At 71.7% G+C, this 16117-nt stretch carries 15 protein-coding genes; 7 read left to right on the forward strand and 8 right to left on the reverse strand.

Annotated features, from left to right (window positions below; all coding sequences use genetic code 11):
- Positions 1 to 51 precede the first annotated feature (51 nt).
- Positions 52 to 627: an RNA 2',3'-cyclic phosphodiesterase gene (gene thpR / locus B1H19_RS24720; protein WP_083106963.1), complete on the forward strand. Its 576-nt coding sequence runs from the start codon at positions 52 to 54 to the stop codon at positions 625 to 627.
- A gap of 217 nt (positions 628 to 844) precedes the next feature.
- Here the strand turns inward: thpR and B1H19_RS24725 are convergent, their stop codons facing one another.
- Both B1H19_RS24725 and B1H19_RS24730 read right to left on the reverse strand, forming a co-directional pair.
- On the reverse strand, positions 845 to 1843 hold the full coding sequence (locus tag B1H19_RS24725; protein WP_083106964.1) for an aldo/keto reductase: 999 nt from the start codon (positions 1841 to 1843) through the stop codon (positions 845 to 847).
- 34 nt (positions 1844 to 1877) lie between these two features.
- Positions 1878 to 2612, reverse strand: a complete 735-nt coding sequence (locus B1H19_RS24730) for a GDSL-type esterase/lipase family protein (protein ID WP_083109851.1) — start codon at positions 2610 to 2612, stop codon at positions 1878 to 1880.
- Between the two features lie 120 nt (positions 2613 to 2732).
- Between B1H19_RS24730 and B1H19_RS24735 the strand changes: the two genes are divergently transcribed.
- On the forward strand, positions 2733 to 3767 hold the full coding sequence (locus tag B1H19_RS24735) for a hypothetical protein (RefSeq protein ID WP_083106965.1): 1035 nt from the start codon (positions 2733 to 2735) through the stop codon (positions 3765 to 3767).
- A gap of 55 nt (positions 3768 to 3822) precedes the next feature.
- On the opposite strand, the gene B1H19_RS24740 is transcribed toward B1H19_RS24735, so the two are convergent.
- Positions 3823 to 4254 (reverse strand): PPOX class F420-dependent oxidoreductase, encoded by a 432-nt coding sequence (locus B1H19_RS24740; protein WP_083106966.1) that lies wholly within the window; start codon positions 4252 to 4254, stop codon positions 3823 to 3825.
- Positions 4255 to 4442: 188 nt separating this feature from the next.
- A complete protein-coding gene (locus B1H19_RS24745; RefSeq protein ID WP_083106967.1) occupies positions 4443 to 5888 on the reverse strand; it encodes an MFS transporter in 1446 nt (481 codons plus the stop codon).
- 101 nt (positions 5889 to 5989) lie between these two features.
- Between B1H19_RS24745 and B1H19_RS24750 the strand changes: the two genes are divergently transcribed.
- The gene (locus tag B1H19_RS24750) at positions 5990 to 6487 is read left to right on the forward strand and encodes a winged helix-turn-helix transcriptional regulator (protein ID WP_237289502.1); all 498 of its coding nucleotides are present in this window, start codon (positions 5990 to 5992) and stop codon (positions 6485 to 6487) included.
- A gap of 24 nt (positions 6488 to 6511) precedes the next feature.
- Here B1H19_RS24750 and serC read toward each other — a convergent pair whose 3' ends face one another.
- Positions 6512 to 7630: a phosphoserine transaminase gene (gene serC, locus B1H19_RS24755; protein WP_083106968.1), complete on the reverse strand. Its 1119-nt coding sequence runs from the start codon at positions 7628 to 7630 to the stop codon at positions 6512 to 6514.
- 114 nt (positions 7631 to 7744) lie between these two features.
- Complete coding sequence (locus B1H19_RS24760) at positions 7745 to 8722, reverse strand: helix-turn-helix transcriptional regulator (protein ID WP_083106969.1); 978 nt, start codon at positions 8720 to 8722, stop codon at positions 7745 to 7747.
- 66 nt (positions 8723 to 8788) lie between these two features.
- Between B1H19_RS24760 and B1H19_RS24765 the strand changes: the two genes are divergently transcribed.
- Positions 8789 to 10243 (forward strand): FAD-binding oxidoreductase, encoded by a 1455-nt coding sequence (locus tag B1H19_RS24765; RefSeq protein ID WP_083106970.1) that lies wholly within the window; start codon positions 8789 to 8791, stop codon positions 10241 to 10243.
- Between the two features lie 28 nt (positions 10244 to 10271).
- Positions 10272 to 13247, forward strand: coding sequence for an FAD-binding and (Fe-S)-binding domain-containing protein (locus tag B1H19_RS24770; protein WP_083106971.1), 2976 nt, complete (start codon positions 10272 to 10274; stop codon positions 13245 to 13247).
- 229 nt (positions 13248 to 13476) lie between these two features.
- Here the strand turns inward: B1H19_RS24770 and B1H19_RS24775 are convergent, their stop codons facing one another.
- On the reverse strand, positions 13477 to 13707 hold the full coding sequence (locus tag B1H19_RS24775; protein WP_083106972.1) for a hypothetical protein: 231 nt from the start codon (positions 13705 to 13707) through the stop codon (positions 13477 to 13479).
- Between the two features lie 385 nt (positions 13708 to 14092).
- Here B1H19_RS24775 and B1H19_RS24780 point away from each other — a divergent pair, with 385 nt between their 5' ends.
- On the forward strand, positions 14093 to 14512 hold the full coding sequence (locus B1H19_RS24780; RefSeq protein WP_203237219.1) for a hypothetical protein: 420 nt from the start codon (positions 14093 to 14095) through the stop codon (positions 14510 to 14512).
- A gap of 244 nt (positions 14513 to 14756) precedes the next feature.
- The gene (locus B1H19_RS24785; RefSeq protein WP_083106974.1) at positions 14757 to 15392 is read left to right on the forward strand and encodes a MerR family transcriptional regulator; all 636 of its coding nucleotides are present in this window, start codon (positions 14757 to 14759) and stop codon (positions 15390 to 15392) included.
- A 76-nt stretch (positions 15393 to 15468) separates the two neighbouring features.
- Here the strand turns inward: B1H19_RS24785 and B1H19_RS38835 are convergent, their stop codons facing one another.
- The gene (locus tag B1H19_RS38835) at positions 15469 to 16104 is read right to left on the reverse strand and encodes a DUF5753 domain-containing protein (protein WP_159028131.1); all 636 of its coding nucleotides are present in this window, start codon (positions 16102 to 16104) and stop codon (positions 15469 to 15471) included.
- Positions 16105 to 16117 lie beyond the last annotated feature (13 nt).

The following is a 16117-nucleotide window of genomic DNA, read 5'->3' on the forward strand; positions in this document are numbered from 1 at the left end:
CCGGGCGGGAATCCCTGCGCCGGTCTCCCCCGCTGGGTGAGACTGGACGGTATGAGACTCTTCGCCGCGGTGCTGCCGCCCGGCTCCGTCCTCACCGAACTGTCCGCCGCGGTGGCGCGGTTGAAGGCGCTGCCGGAGGCGGACCGGCTGCGCTGGACCGGCCACGAAGGGTGGCATTTCACGCTCGCCTTCTACGGGGAGGTGGCCGACGATCTGCTGCCCGAGCTGGCGGAACGCCTGGCGCGGGCCGCGCGGCGGCAGGCCCCGTACGAGCTGCGGATCATGGACGGCGGCCGGTTCGACGACCGGGTGGTGTGGGTGGGCGCCGAGGGCGAGCTGGAGGTGATGCGGAAGCTGGCGGACTCGGCGGAGGCGGCCGGCCGCCGGGCCGGTGTGACGCGGGACTCGCACCGTACGCACCGTCCGTACCACCCGCATCTCACCATCGCCCGCAACCGCATCGAGCGCCTGCACCTCGCCCCGTTCGCGGACGGGCTGGACGGCTTCGAGAGCAGCCCGTGGACCGTCCGGGAGCTGGCGCTGATGCGCAGCCACCCGCCGACGCCGGGCGTCCGGGGCAGCCAGCCGCACTACGAGAAGCTGGCGTCGTGGCCGCTCGGCCACTGACCGCAGCCGGACCAGGAGCCGGGCGGTCGAGGTGCCCGGATCCGGTCCGGTTACGCTCATCGGGTGGACCCTAAAACCCGTAACCGGATCGTGTCCGGTCTCCTCGCCGTGCTGCTCATCGTGGTGATCGTGGCGGCGGCACTGCGCTGACCTGCGCATTCATGAGGTCCGGTCGCCCCCGGCCGGCGCCTACCGGGGCCGGCCGGGGGGCCGTCGCTCACCAGGCGAACGCCTCCGGGGACGGGCCGGGGCCCGGGAAGATGTCGTCCAGGGCGGCCAGGAGCTCCTCGGGAAGGGTCAGTTCGACCGCGCGCAGGGCGGAGGCGAGCTGGTCGCCGGTGCGGGGGCCGACGATCGGGCCGGTGACCGCGGGACGGGTCAGGAGCCAGGCCAGGGCCACCTCGCCGGGTTGCAGACCGTTCCGCTCGACCAGGTCCTCGTACGCCTGGATCCGGTCGCGGACCGCGGAGTCGGCCAGGGCGTCGGCGGCGCGTCCGGAGGTCGAACGGGCGCCACCGCCCTCCCGCTCCTTGCGCAGGGCGCCGCCGAGCAGCCCGCCGTGCAGCGGCGACCAGGGCATGATCCCGAGGCCGTAGCCCTCGGCGGCCGGGATGACCTCCATCTCCGCGCGCCGTTCGGCGAGGTTGTACAGGCACTGCTCGCTGACCAGGCCGTAGGAACCGCGCCGCCGGGCCGTCTCGTTGGCCTGCGCGATATGCCATCCGGCGTGGTTGGAGGACCCGGCGTAGAGGATCTTGCCCTGCTGGACGAGGACGTCGATGGCCTGCCAGATCTCGTCCCAGGGCGTGGCGCGGTCCACGTGGTGGAACTGGTAGAGGTCGATGTAATCGGTGCCCAGCCGCTTGAGGCTGGCGTCGACCGCGCGCCGGATGTTGAGCGCGGAGAGCTTGTGGTGGTTGGGCCAGACCGGGTCGCCGTCGCTGCCCATATGGCCGTAGACCTTGGTGGCCAGCACGGTCTTGTCGCGCCGGCCGCCGCCCTTGGCGAACCAGGAGCCGAGGATCTCTTCCGTACGGCCCTTCTCCGCGCCCCAGCCGTAGACATTGGCGGTGTCGAAGAAGTTCACGCCCGCTTCGAGGGCGCTGTCCATGAGCGCGTGGCTGTCGGTCTCGTCCGTCTGGGGCCCGAAGTTCATGGTGCCGAGGATCAGTCGGCTGACCTGGAGTCCGGTGCGTCCGAGGTGTGTGTACTTCATGGTCGACCAGCCAACGCGTTGGAGTGCACTCGAATCAAGCGGCACCGGCGGGAGTCGGGGCGCCTCTGCCGTGCGGCCCCGTCCCGGTGGGCGTATCCGGATACGCATACCGCCCCCCGACGCCCCATCCCTGCTGCATCGCCTCGGCGAACGCACCCGCCAGCAGATGCTCGCCCAGGGCCGACGGATGCGTTCCGTCGTAGGTGGCGGTCTCGATGCTCCAGGCGGGCGGTTCGGAGGCCAGCAGCAACGGCGAGGCGGGGGTGGAGAGATCGGCGACGGCCTTGGCCAGCAGCTCGTTGAACCGCTCGCGCTGCGCCGCGAAGGCGGCGTCCGTCGCCGCGCGCACATTGCGTATCACGGGCATCAGCACCGCCCGGACGTGCGGCTCGGCCTCCCGCGCCGCCGCCACGAAGCGCCGCACGTTCTCCGCGGTCTGCTCGGCGTTCGTATAGAACCCGAGGTCTATCAGGCCGAGCGACACCAGCAGCGTGTCCGCCCCGTGCTCCCGTACGGCGTCCCCTATGAGCGGCGCCATGTGCAGCCAGCCCTCGCCCCAGCCGGCGAGATGCCCCCGCGCGTCCTCGGGGAAGTCCGGGTCGCCGTAGTCGTACGAGGTGGGCGTGTCCTGGAGGGTGTCATGCAGCGCGCGGCGCGGGCCGACGAGGCGGTACGGGCCCTGGTACGTCGCCCTCAGGTGCTGCCACAGACGAAAGCGCCAGGTGACAGCGCCGGCGGTGCCGATCGTCATCGAGTCGCCGACGCACATGATCCTCATCGGGACATCATGGCGGAGAATCCGGGGCGGGACCCTACCCGCGGGTACGTGACGCTGGCCACGCCCGCACGGAGACGCTGCGGCGGCGCCCCGGGATGGCACGCTGTCCCCATGCGTTCGCTTCTGTGCGCGGCCGGTGCCGCGGGGATCCTGTGGGCGGCGGCCGCCGTACCCGCCGCGGCCGACGAACCCGACGGCTTCACCATCGGCGACTCCCGGATCGCCGAGTCCAGTGGACTGGCCGCCAGCCGTACGCACCCCGGCATCTACTGGACCCACAACGACAGCTCCGACGGCCCCTACGTCTATGCCGTCGACGGCAGGACCGGCCGCACGGTCGCCAGGATCACCCTGCGCGGCATCGGCACCCCGCGCGATGCGGAGGCCATCTCCCTCGGCCCCGACGGCAACATCTACCTCGGCGACATCGGCGACAACATGGGTGGCGCCTGGGACCACGTCTGGATCTACCGCTTCCCCGAACCCAAGCGGCTGCACGACGCCACCGTCACCGCCACCCAGTTCACCGTGAAGTACGCCGACGGGCCGCGCGACGCCGAGGCGCTGATGGTGCACCCCAAGACCGGCCGGGTCTATATCGCCAGCAAGAAGCAGGACGGCAGCGGCGCGCTCTACGAGGGTCCGCGGCGGCTGACGCCCGGCGGCACCAACCTCTTCCGCAAGGTCGCGCCGGTCGACCTGTGGGTGACCGACGGCGCCTTCTCGCCGGACGGGACCCGGCTCCTGCTGCGCAGCTACTTCGGCGCGCGGATGTACCACTGGCGCAACGGGCGACCGAAGGACGACATCGGCAGCGTGGGCGTACCGGTCGAGGAACAGGGGGAGTCGGTGACCTTCACCCCCGACGGCCGGACGCTGATGTACGGGTCGGAGGGCCGCGACAGCCGTGTCGAACCGGTCGGGCTGAGCGGCGCCGAGCTACCGGATTCGACGCAGCAAGAACGCCCGTCCAAGGGCGGGGCGGACGGCAACAAGGGCGCGGCGAACGGGAGTCCGGGGGCATCCGCGAGCCCGGCCGGCCCCATCACGCCGAAGGCCACGTTCGTACGGAGCGTGCTGGTGCTGGGGCTGGTCGCGGCGGCGGTGGTCGGGGTGCGGCGGATGCGCCGTAAGGACGAGCCGTAAGGGCGATCCGTAAGGACGAGCCGTAAGGACGAGCCGTAAGGACTGGCCGTAAGAACTAAACGGCCCCGTCGGCCCCGGGGGCCGCGTCGCCCTCGACCAGCCGCAGCTCGTAATGCAGCGTCCGCTCCTTCTTCAGGCGATGCGCCAGCGGCACCAGCAGCCCGTGGATCAGCGGGTACTTCCGGGTCAGCGAGCGTTCGGCGCGCCGGTATTCGCGGGCCTGCGGGTCGAGCAGCCGCACCCGCCCCTTGCGGACGGGCCCGGTCGGGCGGCCGCGCCAGGTGGCGGCGCAGAACTCCACCTCGGGGAAGTTCCGCATCCGCTTGGCCTTCCAGGAGCTGCCGTAGGTGCGGATATAGGCGTGGTCACCGTCGACGGCGATATTGACCGGGGTGCCGACGCCGGTGCCGTCCCGCTTGTACGTGGTGAGCAGGATCGCCCCCTGACGTTCGAACTCGGCGAGACCGGGGCTCGGGGGAGTCGTCATGCCTCCAATACAGGCATATCCGGCCCCATTCGTCACGCCGTGATGTGTCGGTATGGCGTGATGCGTCCGTTCAGGTGTCCTTTCGGGCGGCCGTTCGGAGGGTATTTCGGGGGTATCTCGGGGGTGCTTCGGAGGGGATTTCGAGGCATCGGCGGCTGTCGGGGGCGTAGCCCCGGCGGTGTCGGCCCTCATCGTGTCCGCACCGCCGCCGCCAGCCCCGCCGTCACCGCCAACCCCGCGGCCGCGGTCGCGCACACCGCGGTGAACCCGTTGCCGTGGGCGCCCCCGGCCGCGTTCTGTACGGTGCCCAGGCAGGCGATGCCCAGGCCCGCACCCAGCTCGAAGGCGGTCTCCTGGATGGCGGCGGCCTCGCCGGAGCGTTCGGGGCGGACCGCGCCCATGATGGCGTCGGCGCCCAAGGCCATGACGATGCCGGCGCCGTAACCGGCCGCCAGGAGCAGCGGGACGAGCGGCCCGTAGCTCCCGGCGTCGCCGAACGCGGCCAGTGCCGCCAGGGCGGCCGCGAAGACGGCCAGGGCGCCGGCCAGTGCCCGTCGATGCCCCCAACGCCGGTCGATCCATGGTGCGTTGATGGCCCCGGCGGCATTGGCGGTGGCCAGTGGCATCAGTGCGAGACCGGCGCGCAGCGGCGGGTAGCCGCCCACCTGTTGCAGCCACTGGGTGAGGAAGAACAGCAGCGCGACATAGCTGCCGAAGCAGACGACGACACAGGCCGTGGCGAGGGAGAAGCGGCGGTCGGCGAAGAGGGAGAGGTTCAGGAGCGGTTCGGCCAGCCGGCGCTGGCGGCGACGGAAGAGATGGAGGAGCAGAACGCCGACGAGGGCGGCGAGGAGGGTGCCCGGGGTCGGCGCGAGATGCGCACCGGCCTGTTTGAGGGCGTAGACGACGGCCACCAGGCCGGCGACCGACAGGACGACGCTGGTGACGTCCCACCGCCGCGGCGCCGGGTTCCTCGACTCCGGGATCACCCGGGCGCCGATCACCAGGATGGCCGCCGCGATCGGCACATTGACCAGGAACGCGGCGCTCCAGCCCCAGCGTTCGGTCACCGCGCCGCCCACCAGAGGGCCCACGGCCGCGCCCACGCTGTGCGCCGCCGTCCAGATGCCGAGGGCGACGGCACGTTCGCGGCCGTCGGGGAAGGCGACACGGATGAGGGCCACCGTCGACGCCATGATCATCGCGGCTCCGCCGCCCAGGGCGACCCGGGCGGCGATCAGCGCACCCGTGGACGGGGCGAACGCGGCCGCCGCGGAGGCCGTCCCGAACAGCGCGAAACCGCCGAGCACCATGCGCTTGCGGCCGATCCGGTCGCCCAGCGTGCCGCAGGTCACCAACAGGGCGGCGACCGTCAGGGCGTAGGCATCGACGATCCACAGCAGTGCCGTGCCGCCGGGGTGTAACTCCCGGCTCATGCTGGGCACCGCGACATGCAGGACCGTCAGATCGATACCGCACAGGAGGAGGCTGACGCAGAGAACGGCCAGTACCGCCCAGCGGTTCTTCGGCGGTTGCGTTCCGGTTCCGGTTCCGGCTCCGGTTCCGTCTCCGTCGCCGTCTCCTTCTCCGTCGACTCGCTTTGCCGTACGGCATTCCGTATCGATGCGTGCCATGCGGAAACCCTCTGCTCCGCCGAACAGAGAAAACAAGTACGGTCAGAAAAGTGCCGTAGTACCACTCTGTATACCGACGTGGCGGGGAAGGGGCAGGAAGCGTGCGAGGTGACGTACGGAACACCCAGGAATACTGCGCCGTCGAAATCGCCATGGAAGTGCTGGGCGGCCGTTGGAAATTGGCCGTACTGAATCTGCTGCTGGAACACGGCACGCTGCGCTTCGGCGAGCTCAGACGCGCGCTGCCGAGCGTCACGCAGCGCATGCTCACCCGCCAGCTGCGCGAGATGGAGGCCGATGACCTGGTCGTACGGACCGTCTACGGGGAGGTGCCGCCGAGGGTGGAGTACTCCCTGACGGCGACCGGCACCTCCCTGCGCGACGTCGCGGCGCAACTCGACCGTTGGGGGCGCTGGTATCTGGACACACACGGGGCGCCGGCGCGGGCGGGAAATGAATCCGCCGGAGAAGGCAAGGAAGGCGGGTCAGGTGGGGCAGGCAAGGAAGGCGAGGAAGGCGAGGAATCCCGGAAATCCCGGGAAAAGGTACGGGCCCCGGCGGTTGCCCGCCGGGGCCCGGAGCCTGAGCCCGAATCCTGAGACCGAACCCGAACCCGAATCCGACTACAGCTTCTCGATGACGTAGTCGATGCAGTCCGTCAGCGCCGCGACATCCACCGGGGCGATGGCCGGGAACATCGCGACCCGCAGCTGGTTGCGGCCGAGCTTGCGGTACGGCTCGGTGTCGACGATGCCGTTGGCGCGCAGGGCCTTGGCGATCGCGGCGGCGTCGATGTCGTCGTTGAAGTCGATCGTGCCGATGACCGCCGAGCGCTTGGCCGGGTCGGCGACGAACGGGGTGGCGTACTTGGACTCCTCGGCCCAGCCGTAGAGGGTGCGCGCGGAGGTGGCGGTGCGGCGGACCGCCCAGTCCAGCCCGCCCTGGCCGTTGAGCCACTCCAGCTGCTCGTTGAGCAGGAAGAGGGTGGAGAGGGACGGAGTGTTGTACGTCTGGTTCTTGCGGGAGTTGTCGATCGCCGTCGGCAGCGAGAAGAACTCCGGGATGTGGCGGCCGGACGCGTGGATGCGCTCGGCGCGCTCGATCGCGGCGGGGGAGAAGACGCCGAGCCACAAACCGCCGTCGGAGGCGAAGGACTTCTGCGGGGCGAAGTAGTAGACGTCGGTCTCCGCGATGTCGACGGGCAGACCGCCGGCGCCGGAGGTGGCGTCCACCAGGACGAGCGAGCCGGCGTCGGCGCCCTTGACGCGCCGGATGGGCGCGGCGACACCGGTCGAGGTCTCGTTGTGGGTGAAGGCGTAGACGTCCACGCCCTCCTCGGCCCGCGGCTCGGGGTGGTCGCCCGGGTCGGCGGAGATGACGGTGGGTTCGGCCAGCCACGGCGCCAGCTTGGCGGCCTTGGCGAACTTGGAGGAGAACTCGCCGAACGACAGGTGCTGGGACTTGTTCTCGATCAAACCGTGCGTCGCGATGTCCCAGAACGCGGTGGAACCGCCGTTGCCGAGGACGACCTCGTAGCCCTCGGGCAGCTGGAACAGCTCGTGGATGCCCTCGCGCACCTTGCCGACCAGGTTCTTGACCGGGGGCTGGCGGTGGGACGTACCGAGAAGGGAGGAACCGGTGGCGGCCAGGGCGCCGAGCGCCTCCGTACGCACCTTGGAGGGGCCCGCGCCGAAGCGTCCGTCGGCGGGCTTGATGTCAGCGGGAATCTGGATATCAGCCACGGAGGAAGCCTAATCCGTCGCGGTGGGCGGTTCCGCGGCGCGTCCACCGGATGAGATGACGGAGAGTCGTGCGGTGAGACGGGGCCGGTGCGGGAGGTTTCTCGGCGTCTCGTCCTACGGGCCCGTCCCGTCGCCCCCGTAGATCTCGCCGATACCGGCCGCCGCCCGTGCCAGCACCCGGCGGGCCTCCGGCGGGGCCAGGACCTCCAGCAAGTCGCTGAACTGGAGGAGCTGGCGGACGGCGTCGATCACGGGATAGGCCAGGTCCAGGACCGCCCAGCCGTCGTCGGCCGCATCCGACCGCGGCGGGCCGGTCAGCGCCGGTCCCAGGATCCGCACGGCCATATCCAGCCGGTCGCGGCGGATCCGGGCGGTCACTTCGACGCCCGCGGGCCGCTCCTCCACCTCGCGGCGCAGCTGCTGCCACACCTCGGCCAGCTCCACGCCGGGGCGGCGGCGCACCGGGGCGTCGGTGAGGGCCACGGAAGCCACCCGGTCGGCCCGGAAGAGCCGCGGCCGCCCGCGCCGGTCGGCGACGAGGTACCAGGTCCCGGCCTTGGCGACGAGCCCGTACGGGTCGACGGTGTAGGTGCGCAGACGGGTCTCGCCGCTGTGGCGGTAGCGGAGGCGCAGCCGGAGGTCGGTGAAGACGGCGGTGTGCAGATCGCCGAGGTCGACGGCGGCGCGCGGGCCGGACATCCACCGGTCCGGGTCGACCAGGATGCGGCGACCGGTCAGTTCCGCGGCGGGGCGGTGCGGCGCGGGCAGCGCCGCCATCACCTTGCGCAGCGCCGAGCCGAGAGCGTCGTCCAGCCCGAGCGCGGTGTGCGCGCCCTGCGCGGCCAGCACGAACAGGGCCCGCGCCTCGTCGGTGGTCAGCCCGGTGACGTCCGTACGGAAGCCGGGCAGCAGCGCGATCCCGCCGTGCCGGCCGCGCTCGGCGTAGACCGGCACCCCGGCCGCCGACAGCGACTCGACATCGCGGTAGACGGTGCGGGTGGAGACCTCCAGCCGCCGGGCGAGCTCCGAGGCCGGGACCCGGCCGCGGGTCTGGAGGAGCAGCAGGATCGAGAGCAGACGGTCCGACTTCACAACCGGTTTATAGCGGACGCGAATATATGACGCCAGGTGTCAAGTTATTGCCGGAGAGTGCGGCGCATGGAGATCAACGACTTCACCGACCTCACCGACCTCGCCCCGACCGGCCGCGCTTCCGCTCTCGACCCCGCCGCCCTGTCCGCCCTCGTACGGAAGGTCCACGGCCCCGTCCTGCTGCCCGGCGACGACGGCTACGACGCCGAACGCTCCGGCTTCCAGACCGCCCACCGCCACCGCCCGGCCGTCATCGTCGGTGCGGCGCACGCCGACGACGTGGTCGCCGCCGTCGCCTTCGCCCGCGCCCACGGCCTCCCGGTCGCCGTCCAGGCCACCGGCCACGGCCTGTCCGCGGCCACCGACGGGGGACTGCTGATCAGCACCCGGCGGATGTCCGGCGTCCGGGTCGATGCGGCGGCCCGCACCGCCCGGGTCGCGGCCGGCGTGGTGTGGGGCCAGGTCATCGAGGCGGCCGCCCCGTACGGCCTGGCCCCGCTCAACGGCTCCTCCCCGGGCGTCGGCGTCGTCTCCTACACCCTCGGCGGCGGCGTCGGAATCCTGGCCCGTACGCACGGATTCGCCGCCGACCACGTCCGCTCCGTCGACCTGGTCACCGCCGACGCCCGCCACCTCCACCTCACCCCCGACACCGACCCCGAGCTGTTCCGCGCGCTGCTCGGCGGCGGCCACGGCCTGGGGGTGGTCACCGCCATGGAGTTCGCGCTGGTGCCGGTGACGCGGCTGTACGGCGGGCAGCTGGTGTTCGACGGCGAGCGGATCGACGAGGCGCTGGCCGCCTACCTCCGCTGGACCGAGACCGTCCCCGACGAGCTGACGTCCTCGGTCGCGCTGATCGCCTACCCCGACATCCCCCAGCTGCCCGCCCCGTTGCGCGGCCGCTACCTCGCCCAGATCCGTATCGCCTACACCGGCAGTGCCGCGGACGGCGAGCGCCTGGTGGCGCCGCTGCGCGCGGTGGGCCCGCGGGTCAGCGACGATCTGCGCGAGATGCCGTACGCCGCATCCCACACCATCCACCGCGACCCCAGCGATCCGCACGCCTACCACGGGGACAACGCCCTGCTCACCGGGCTGGACGCGGCGGCGCTGCGCCGGGTCGCCGCGCTCACCGGCCCGCAGGCGCCGACGATGGTCGTCGTCCAGCTCAACCACCTCGGCGGCGCGATGGCCACCGGGACCGGCGCCGTCGGCCACCGCGACGCCCGCTATGCGCTCCGGCTGCTGTCGCCCCTGGACGGGACGAACCCGGCGGCCGTACGGGCCCTGCACGCCGAGGCGTTCGCGGTCGTCGAGCCCTGGAGCCTGGGCCGCAGCGTGAACTTCCTCTTCGGCGGGCACGCGGACCGGCCGGACGCGGCAGAGGTGGCGCGCAGCGTGCACGACGCCCGCGAACACCGTCGGCTGGCCGCGCTGAAGGCCCGCCACGACCCGGAGAACGTCTTCCGCTTCCATCCGGCCGCGGCCGCCACGCCGGTGCCCGAACCGGCCGTCGCATGACCGCGCCCCAGTGGGCAGGCTTGGGGACATGGCTGAGCGCAACGAGACCGAGCAGCGGCAACTGGAGCAGGAACTGACGGCGGCGGTGCGCGGCGAGGTCTCGTTCGCCGCCGCCGACCGGGCGCTGATGACGATGGACGCGTCCAACTACCGCAGGGTGCCCGAGGCGGTGGTCGCTCCCCGGGACGCCGAGGACGTCGCGGCGGCGCTGCGGGTGTGCCGGGAGCACGGCGTCCCGGTCGTGCCGCGCGGCGGCGGGACCAGCATTGCCGGGCAGGCGACCGGCACCGGCGTGGTCCTCGACTTCACCCGCCATATGCGCCGCATCGCCTCGCTGGACCCCGAAACCCGTACCGCCGTCGTCCAGCCGGGCGTCATCCTGGACGACCTGAGGGCCGCCGCGGCCCCCCACGGCCTGACCTTCGGCCCCGACCCCTCCACCCACAGCCGCTGCACCCTCGGCGGCATGATCGGCAACAACTCCTGCGGCTCCCACTCCGTGGCCTGGGGCACCACCGCCGACAACGTCCGCGCACTGGACCTGCTGACCTACGGCGGCGAGCGGGTACGGGCCGGCCGCGGCACCGACCCCACCGGCGCCCCCGCGGGCCTGCCGCCCCGCCTCCGCGACGGCGTCAAGGCCCTGGTGGACGCGGAGTTGGCGCTGCTGCGTACCGGCTATCCCCACGACCTGCCCCGCCGGATCTCCGGCTACGCCCTGGACGCCCTGCTCCCGGAGGCCGGCACCGACCTCGCCCGCGCCCTCACCGGCAGCGAGGGCACCCTCGGCGTGCTGACCGAAGCGACCGTACGGCTGGTGGAGACCCCGGCGGCCCGGGTGCTCGCCGTCCTCGCCTACCCCGACGAGAGTGCGGCGGCCGAGGCCGCCCACACCCTGCTGCCGCATCACCCGATGACGGTCGAGGGCATGGCCGCCGACCTGGTGGGCGCCGCCACCGGGCTGCCCAAGGGCGGCGCCTGGCTGTTCGTGGAGATGGGCGGCGAGAGCCCCCGGGAGGCCACCGCCCGCGCCGAGGCGCTGTGCCGGGCCGCGGCGGACGGCACCACCGACCATGCCCTGGTCACCGACCCGGCGGGCCAGCGGGCCCTGTGGCGCATCCGGGAGGACGCGTCCGGGACGGCGACCCGGCTGACGGACGGGTCCGAAGCCTGGCCCGGCTGGGAGGACTGCGCCGTCCCGCCCGCTCAACTCGGGCCCTATCTACGGGACTTCCGCGCCCTCCTGGTCCAGCACGGCCTGCGCGGCACCCCCTACGGCCACTTCGGCGACGGCTGCATCCACATCCGTATCGACTTCGACCTCCTCACCGCCCCCGGCATCCGCCGCTTCCGCGACTTCTCCCGCGACCTCGCCGACCTGGTCGTCTCCCACGGCGGCTCCCTCTCCGGCGAACACGGCGACGGCCAGGCCCGCGCCGAACTCCTGCCCGCGATGTACGGACGGGAACTGGTCGATCTGTTCGGACGTTTCAAGGACGTCTGGGACCCGGCGGGCGGCCTCAACCCCGGCATGCTCGTCCGCCCCGCCCGCCTCGACGACAACCTCCGCTTCGACGTGCTGCCCAGGCGCCCCGTCCCGGTCGAATTCGGCTATCCGCACGACAACGGCGACTTCACGGCGGCCGTGCGGCGCTGCGTCGGCGTGGCCAAATGCCGGGTGCCCGAGTCGAGTTCGTCCTCTCCGGACGTCATGTGCCCGTCCTTCCGCGCCACCGGCGAGGAGCAGCACTCCACCCGTGGCCGGGCCCGCCTGCTGCACGAGATGCTGGCCGGCGAGGTGATCACCGACGGCTGGCGCTCGCCCGAGGTACGCGACGCCCTCGACCTGTGCCTGTCCTGCAAGGGCTGCCGCAGCGACTGCCCCGTGGGCGTCGACATGGCCACCTACAAGGCGGAATTCCTCCACCACCACTACGCGGGCCGCCTGCGCCCCGCCGCCCACTACTCCATGGGCCGCCTGCCCCAATGGCTGCACACCGCCGCCCCGGCCGCCCCGGCCCTCAACCTGCTCGCCCGCAGCCCCGCGGCCGCCGTCGCCAAACGCCTCGCCGGGATCGCCGCCGAGCGCACCATTCCGCCGCTGGCCGTGGAGCCGTTCACCCGCTGGTGGTGGCGCCGCGGGGCCCCGACGGCCGGCCGCACCGTGATCCTCTGGCCCGACACCTTCACCAACTTCCTCGCCCCCGAGGTGGGCCGCGCGGCGGTACGCGTCCTGGAGGCGGCCGGCCTGCGCCCCCTCCTCCCCCCGACCGCACCCCTGCGCCGCACCGGCCTCCTGCCCCGCCGCCACCGCCCCCTGTGCTGCGGCCTCACCTACGTCTCCACCGGCCAGCTCGACCGCGCCCGCGCCGTGATGCGCCGTACGGTCGACGTCCTGTCGCCCCTGCTCCGGGACGGCCACCCCCTCGTCGTCCTCGAACCCAGCTGCGCCGCCGCCCTGCGCACCGACCTCCCCGAACTCCTCTCCGGTGATCCCCGCGCCGCCACCGTGGCCTCCTCCGTCCTGACCTTCGCCGAGGCCCTGGTCACCCTCGCCCCCGACTGGCAGCCGCCCCGCATCGACCGCCCGGTCACCGGCCAGACCCACTGCCACCAGCACGCGGTCCTCGGCGACGCCGCCGACCGCCACCTCCGCGAACGGGCCGGTCTGACCGGGCAGTTGCAGGGCGGCTGCTGCGGCCTGGCCGGCAACTTCGGCTTCGAACGCGGCCATTACGACGTCTCCGTGGCCTGCGCGGAGGACCGGCTGCTGCCTGCCGTACGGGAGTCGGGGCCCGAGACGGAGATCCTCGCGGATGGCTTCTCCTGCCGTACGCAGCTGGAGCAGTTGGGGCAGGCCGGGCAGTTGGGGGGACGTCGGGGGCGGCATGTGGCGGAGGTGCTGGCGGAGGCGCTGGGAAATGCGCCGGAAAATGCAGCGAGCGGTAATTCCGGTTCCGGTGCTGGTGCCGGTGCCGGTGCCGGGGAGACGCCCTCCGCCTGAGACAGAGAACATTACCTCTGAACATTCCCTCTGCTTAAACAGGGATCAGCAGATCTGCTGGGGCAGATCTGCTGAGGTGAATAATTCCGAAGCCGGGCGGCAGTGAATTCAGTTACCGGGTGAGCAGATGGGTGGATGAGCGGGTGCGGGAGGCCAGGCGAAGGGGGAAGTGCACGGGCATATCACCCTCCTCGTCCGCCCGGCCGCGAGCCCGCTCGGGATGCATGGATCACAGGCAGAGGATGCTGAGCAGACCGGCGTTGCAGTCTCCGCCGCCCCAGTCGCCGCCGAACGGCTTCGAATGGTCAACTGCGGCCTTGGCGGGCGCCGTCGCGGCCTCGGCGGATGCGGCGGTCGCCGTCCCTGTCGCAAGGGCGATCCCCAGGGCCGCGCTCACCGCGAGTATTCGAGAAACGGATTTCTTCGGGCGCTTCTGGTGCTTCTGGTGTGTGGTGTTCATGGAATCACCTTGCACGCCCGGGTGTCCCGTTTCGCCCCGAACGGGGCCGATCGGGTGACACACAGGAATCCGGCACCTGCGTCATGCGGCGTCCGGTTCGCGTGCCCCGCTTTCCGTATTACGCACTGGGCCGCTGATTTCGTCCCCCTGTTCTGCCCTGCCCTGCCCCTGAAACCAGTGACGCGAATCCAGCGCCGCGCGTACGTACGGCATGGGGGCGCCGAAGCCGGCGCCACCGCGCACTGATGCGCGAGGGGGCGCGAACCACGGCGGTGACATCAACTACCCGCCCGAACAAGGTGATTGACCCTATGAGACGACGCGGGCGTGGGAAGACTGGCGGGTCGAAGCCGTTCCGATCCGACGAGGGTGAGTCATGCCAAGGATGCTCACGGGCACTGGCCGCGTAACCGTCTTCCCGCTGCTGCATCTGTGGCCGGACATCTATGGGGCCGTCGCGTACACCACGACAGGTCATTTCGGCGTCGAGGCCGTGGTGGGCTACGTCCCCGTCCCGGAGGTGCCGGATATCCATCTCATGGACGCGGCGGCGCGCCACACCGCGCACACCACCGAGTGGGTGCTGTGCACCGGCTGGAGCAGCCGTGTCGTGCCCAAGCCGGGAACACTGGACCTCCGGGACACGGAATGGGCGCTGGAGGTCGACGGAAGCAGTAAGCCGGAGAAGGTGGTCTACGGGCACCAGCAGCTGCACGTGGGCCGGATGACCCTCAAGGACCCGGAGATCATGCCGCGGGTGCGCGGCCTTCTTGAGGCGCGGATGGGCGATCTGGCCACCGTCTAGGCCGCGTTGGGGCGCGACCTGCCTTCCTCCTTGCTGCTCCGCACGCGGCGGTTGAACTCCGCCCAAGCGGGGCGGTGTTGCCCGCCGGGGTCGGAGGCGCAGGCGAGCCGACCACGTCGCCCGCCGTGGCGGCCGTGACCCGGCCGGATATCGGTCCCCTGTCCATGAGATCCCCTTCCCGCATTAGATAGCGATGCTATCCATGCTTGAGTAGTATCGCTATCCAAGGGGAAGGTGCACGAGCATGCGGCTGGCGGAGCTGAGCGAGCGCAGCGGTGTGTCCACCGCCACGATCAAGTACTACCTGCGCGAAGGACTGCTCCAGCCCGGGCGGCGGGTCTCCGCCACCCAGGCCGAGTACGGGGAGGACCACCTGCGGCGGCTGCGTCTGGTGCGGGCGCTGATCCAGATCGGCGGGGTTCCGGTGGCCGCCGCACGCGAGGTGATCGCCGCCGCGGAGGACGAGTCGCTCGACCACCACCTGCGGCTGGGTGCGGCGACCCGAGCGCTGCCCTGCGCCGAGGCGCCGGCCGAGGACGACCCGGCGGTGGTGACCGCCCGCCGCTCGGTGGAGGCGCTGCTGGAGCGGCTGGGCTGGTCCTCCGATCGCGGCCTGGACATGCTCAATCCAGCCCACCGGCGCCTCCTCGACTCGGTTGCCGCACTGGCTCGGCTCGGCTACCCCTGCGACACCGAGCAATTGCTGCCGTACGGGCAGCTGGCGGCGCAACTGGCCGTCACCGACCTGGACATGGTCGAGGAGCAGCCCACCCCGAGCGGCCAGATCGAGGCGGCCGTCGCGCTGACGGTGCTGTACGAACCGGTGCTGCTGAGCCTGCGCCGCATGGCCCACGCGGAGGAGTCGGCCCGGCGGTTCTGAGGGGTTTTGGTCCCGCCCGCGACGACCCCGCCGCCTTCCCGGCACTTCAAGGGCGAGCCGAATCCCTTTCGTGTGTTCAATAGCGGGATGGTGAGCAACCGAGCTGCCTTCGGGCTCGGTTGATGACGTTCTGAGCCTCGGCGCCGCATGCCGCTGACTCGCGGAGGGTGTGCCATACCTTCAGATACGTGTCGATGCTGTCCGCGTCTTCCAGCCAATACTCCGCGTGCCATTCCTCTACGGTCGCGACCCGGTCGTCCAGGATGTAAAAGTCGTTGCCTGGAGAGATGTCCAGCGCGGCGTGCAACGGCACGATACCCAGCTCGACCGAGTCGAGATTCATGACGCCGAGGAGACGGTCAAGCTGGGCGGCGAGTACGACGGGTGGGCAGATCCGTGCGAGAAGGGCCGCTTCCCACATGATGACGCGGAATTTTCGCCCCGGCTTATGCAACAGTTCTTGTCGCTTCAGCCTTGCTTGTACCGCATCCTCCGTGTCTCGTGGAGAGCCGTGGAGTTGCGCGCATTGCTTGAGTACATGGCGCGCGTAGTCAGCCGTCTGGAACATGCCATTGATGATGGACGATTCCCAGCTGTGGATGACCGTGCTCCGCGCGACTTCTGCGTTCCAGCCGTCTTGCACGGGACGGAGTCCGGTCGCGAGTTGCTGTTTCCATGGTCGGATCCGGGGCGCAGGGACAGGCTGGGGCATCGCGGCTTCCTCT

Origin of the sequence: Streptomyces gilvosporeus (assembly GCF_002082195.1) — a bacterium.
Lineage (GTDB): Bacteria > Actinomycetota > Actinomycetes > Streptomycetales > Streptomycetaceae > Streptomyces > Streptomyces gilvosporeus.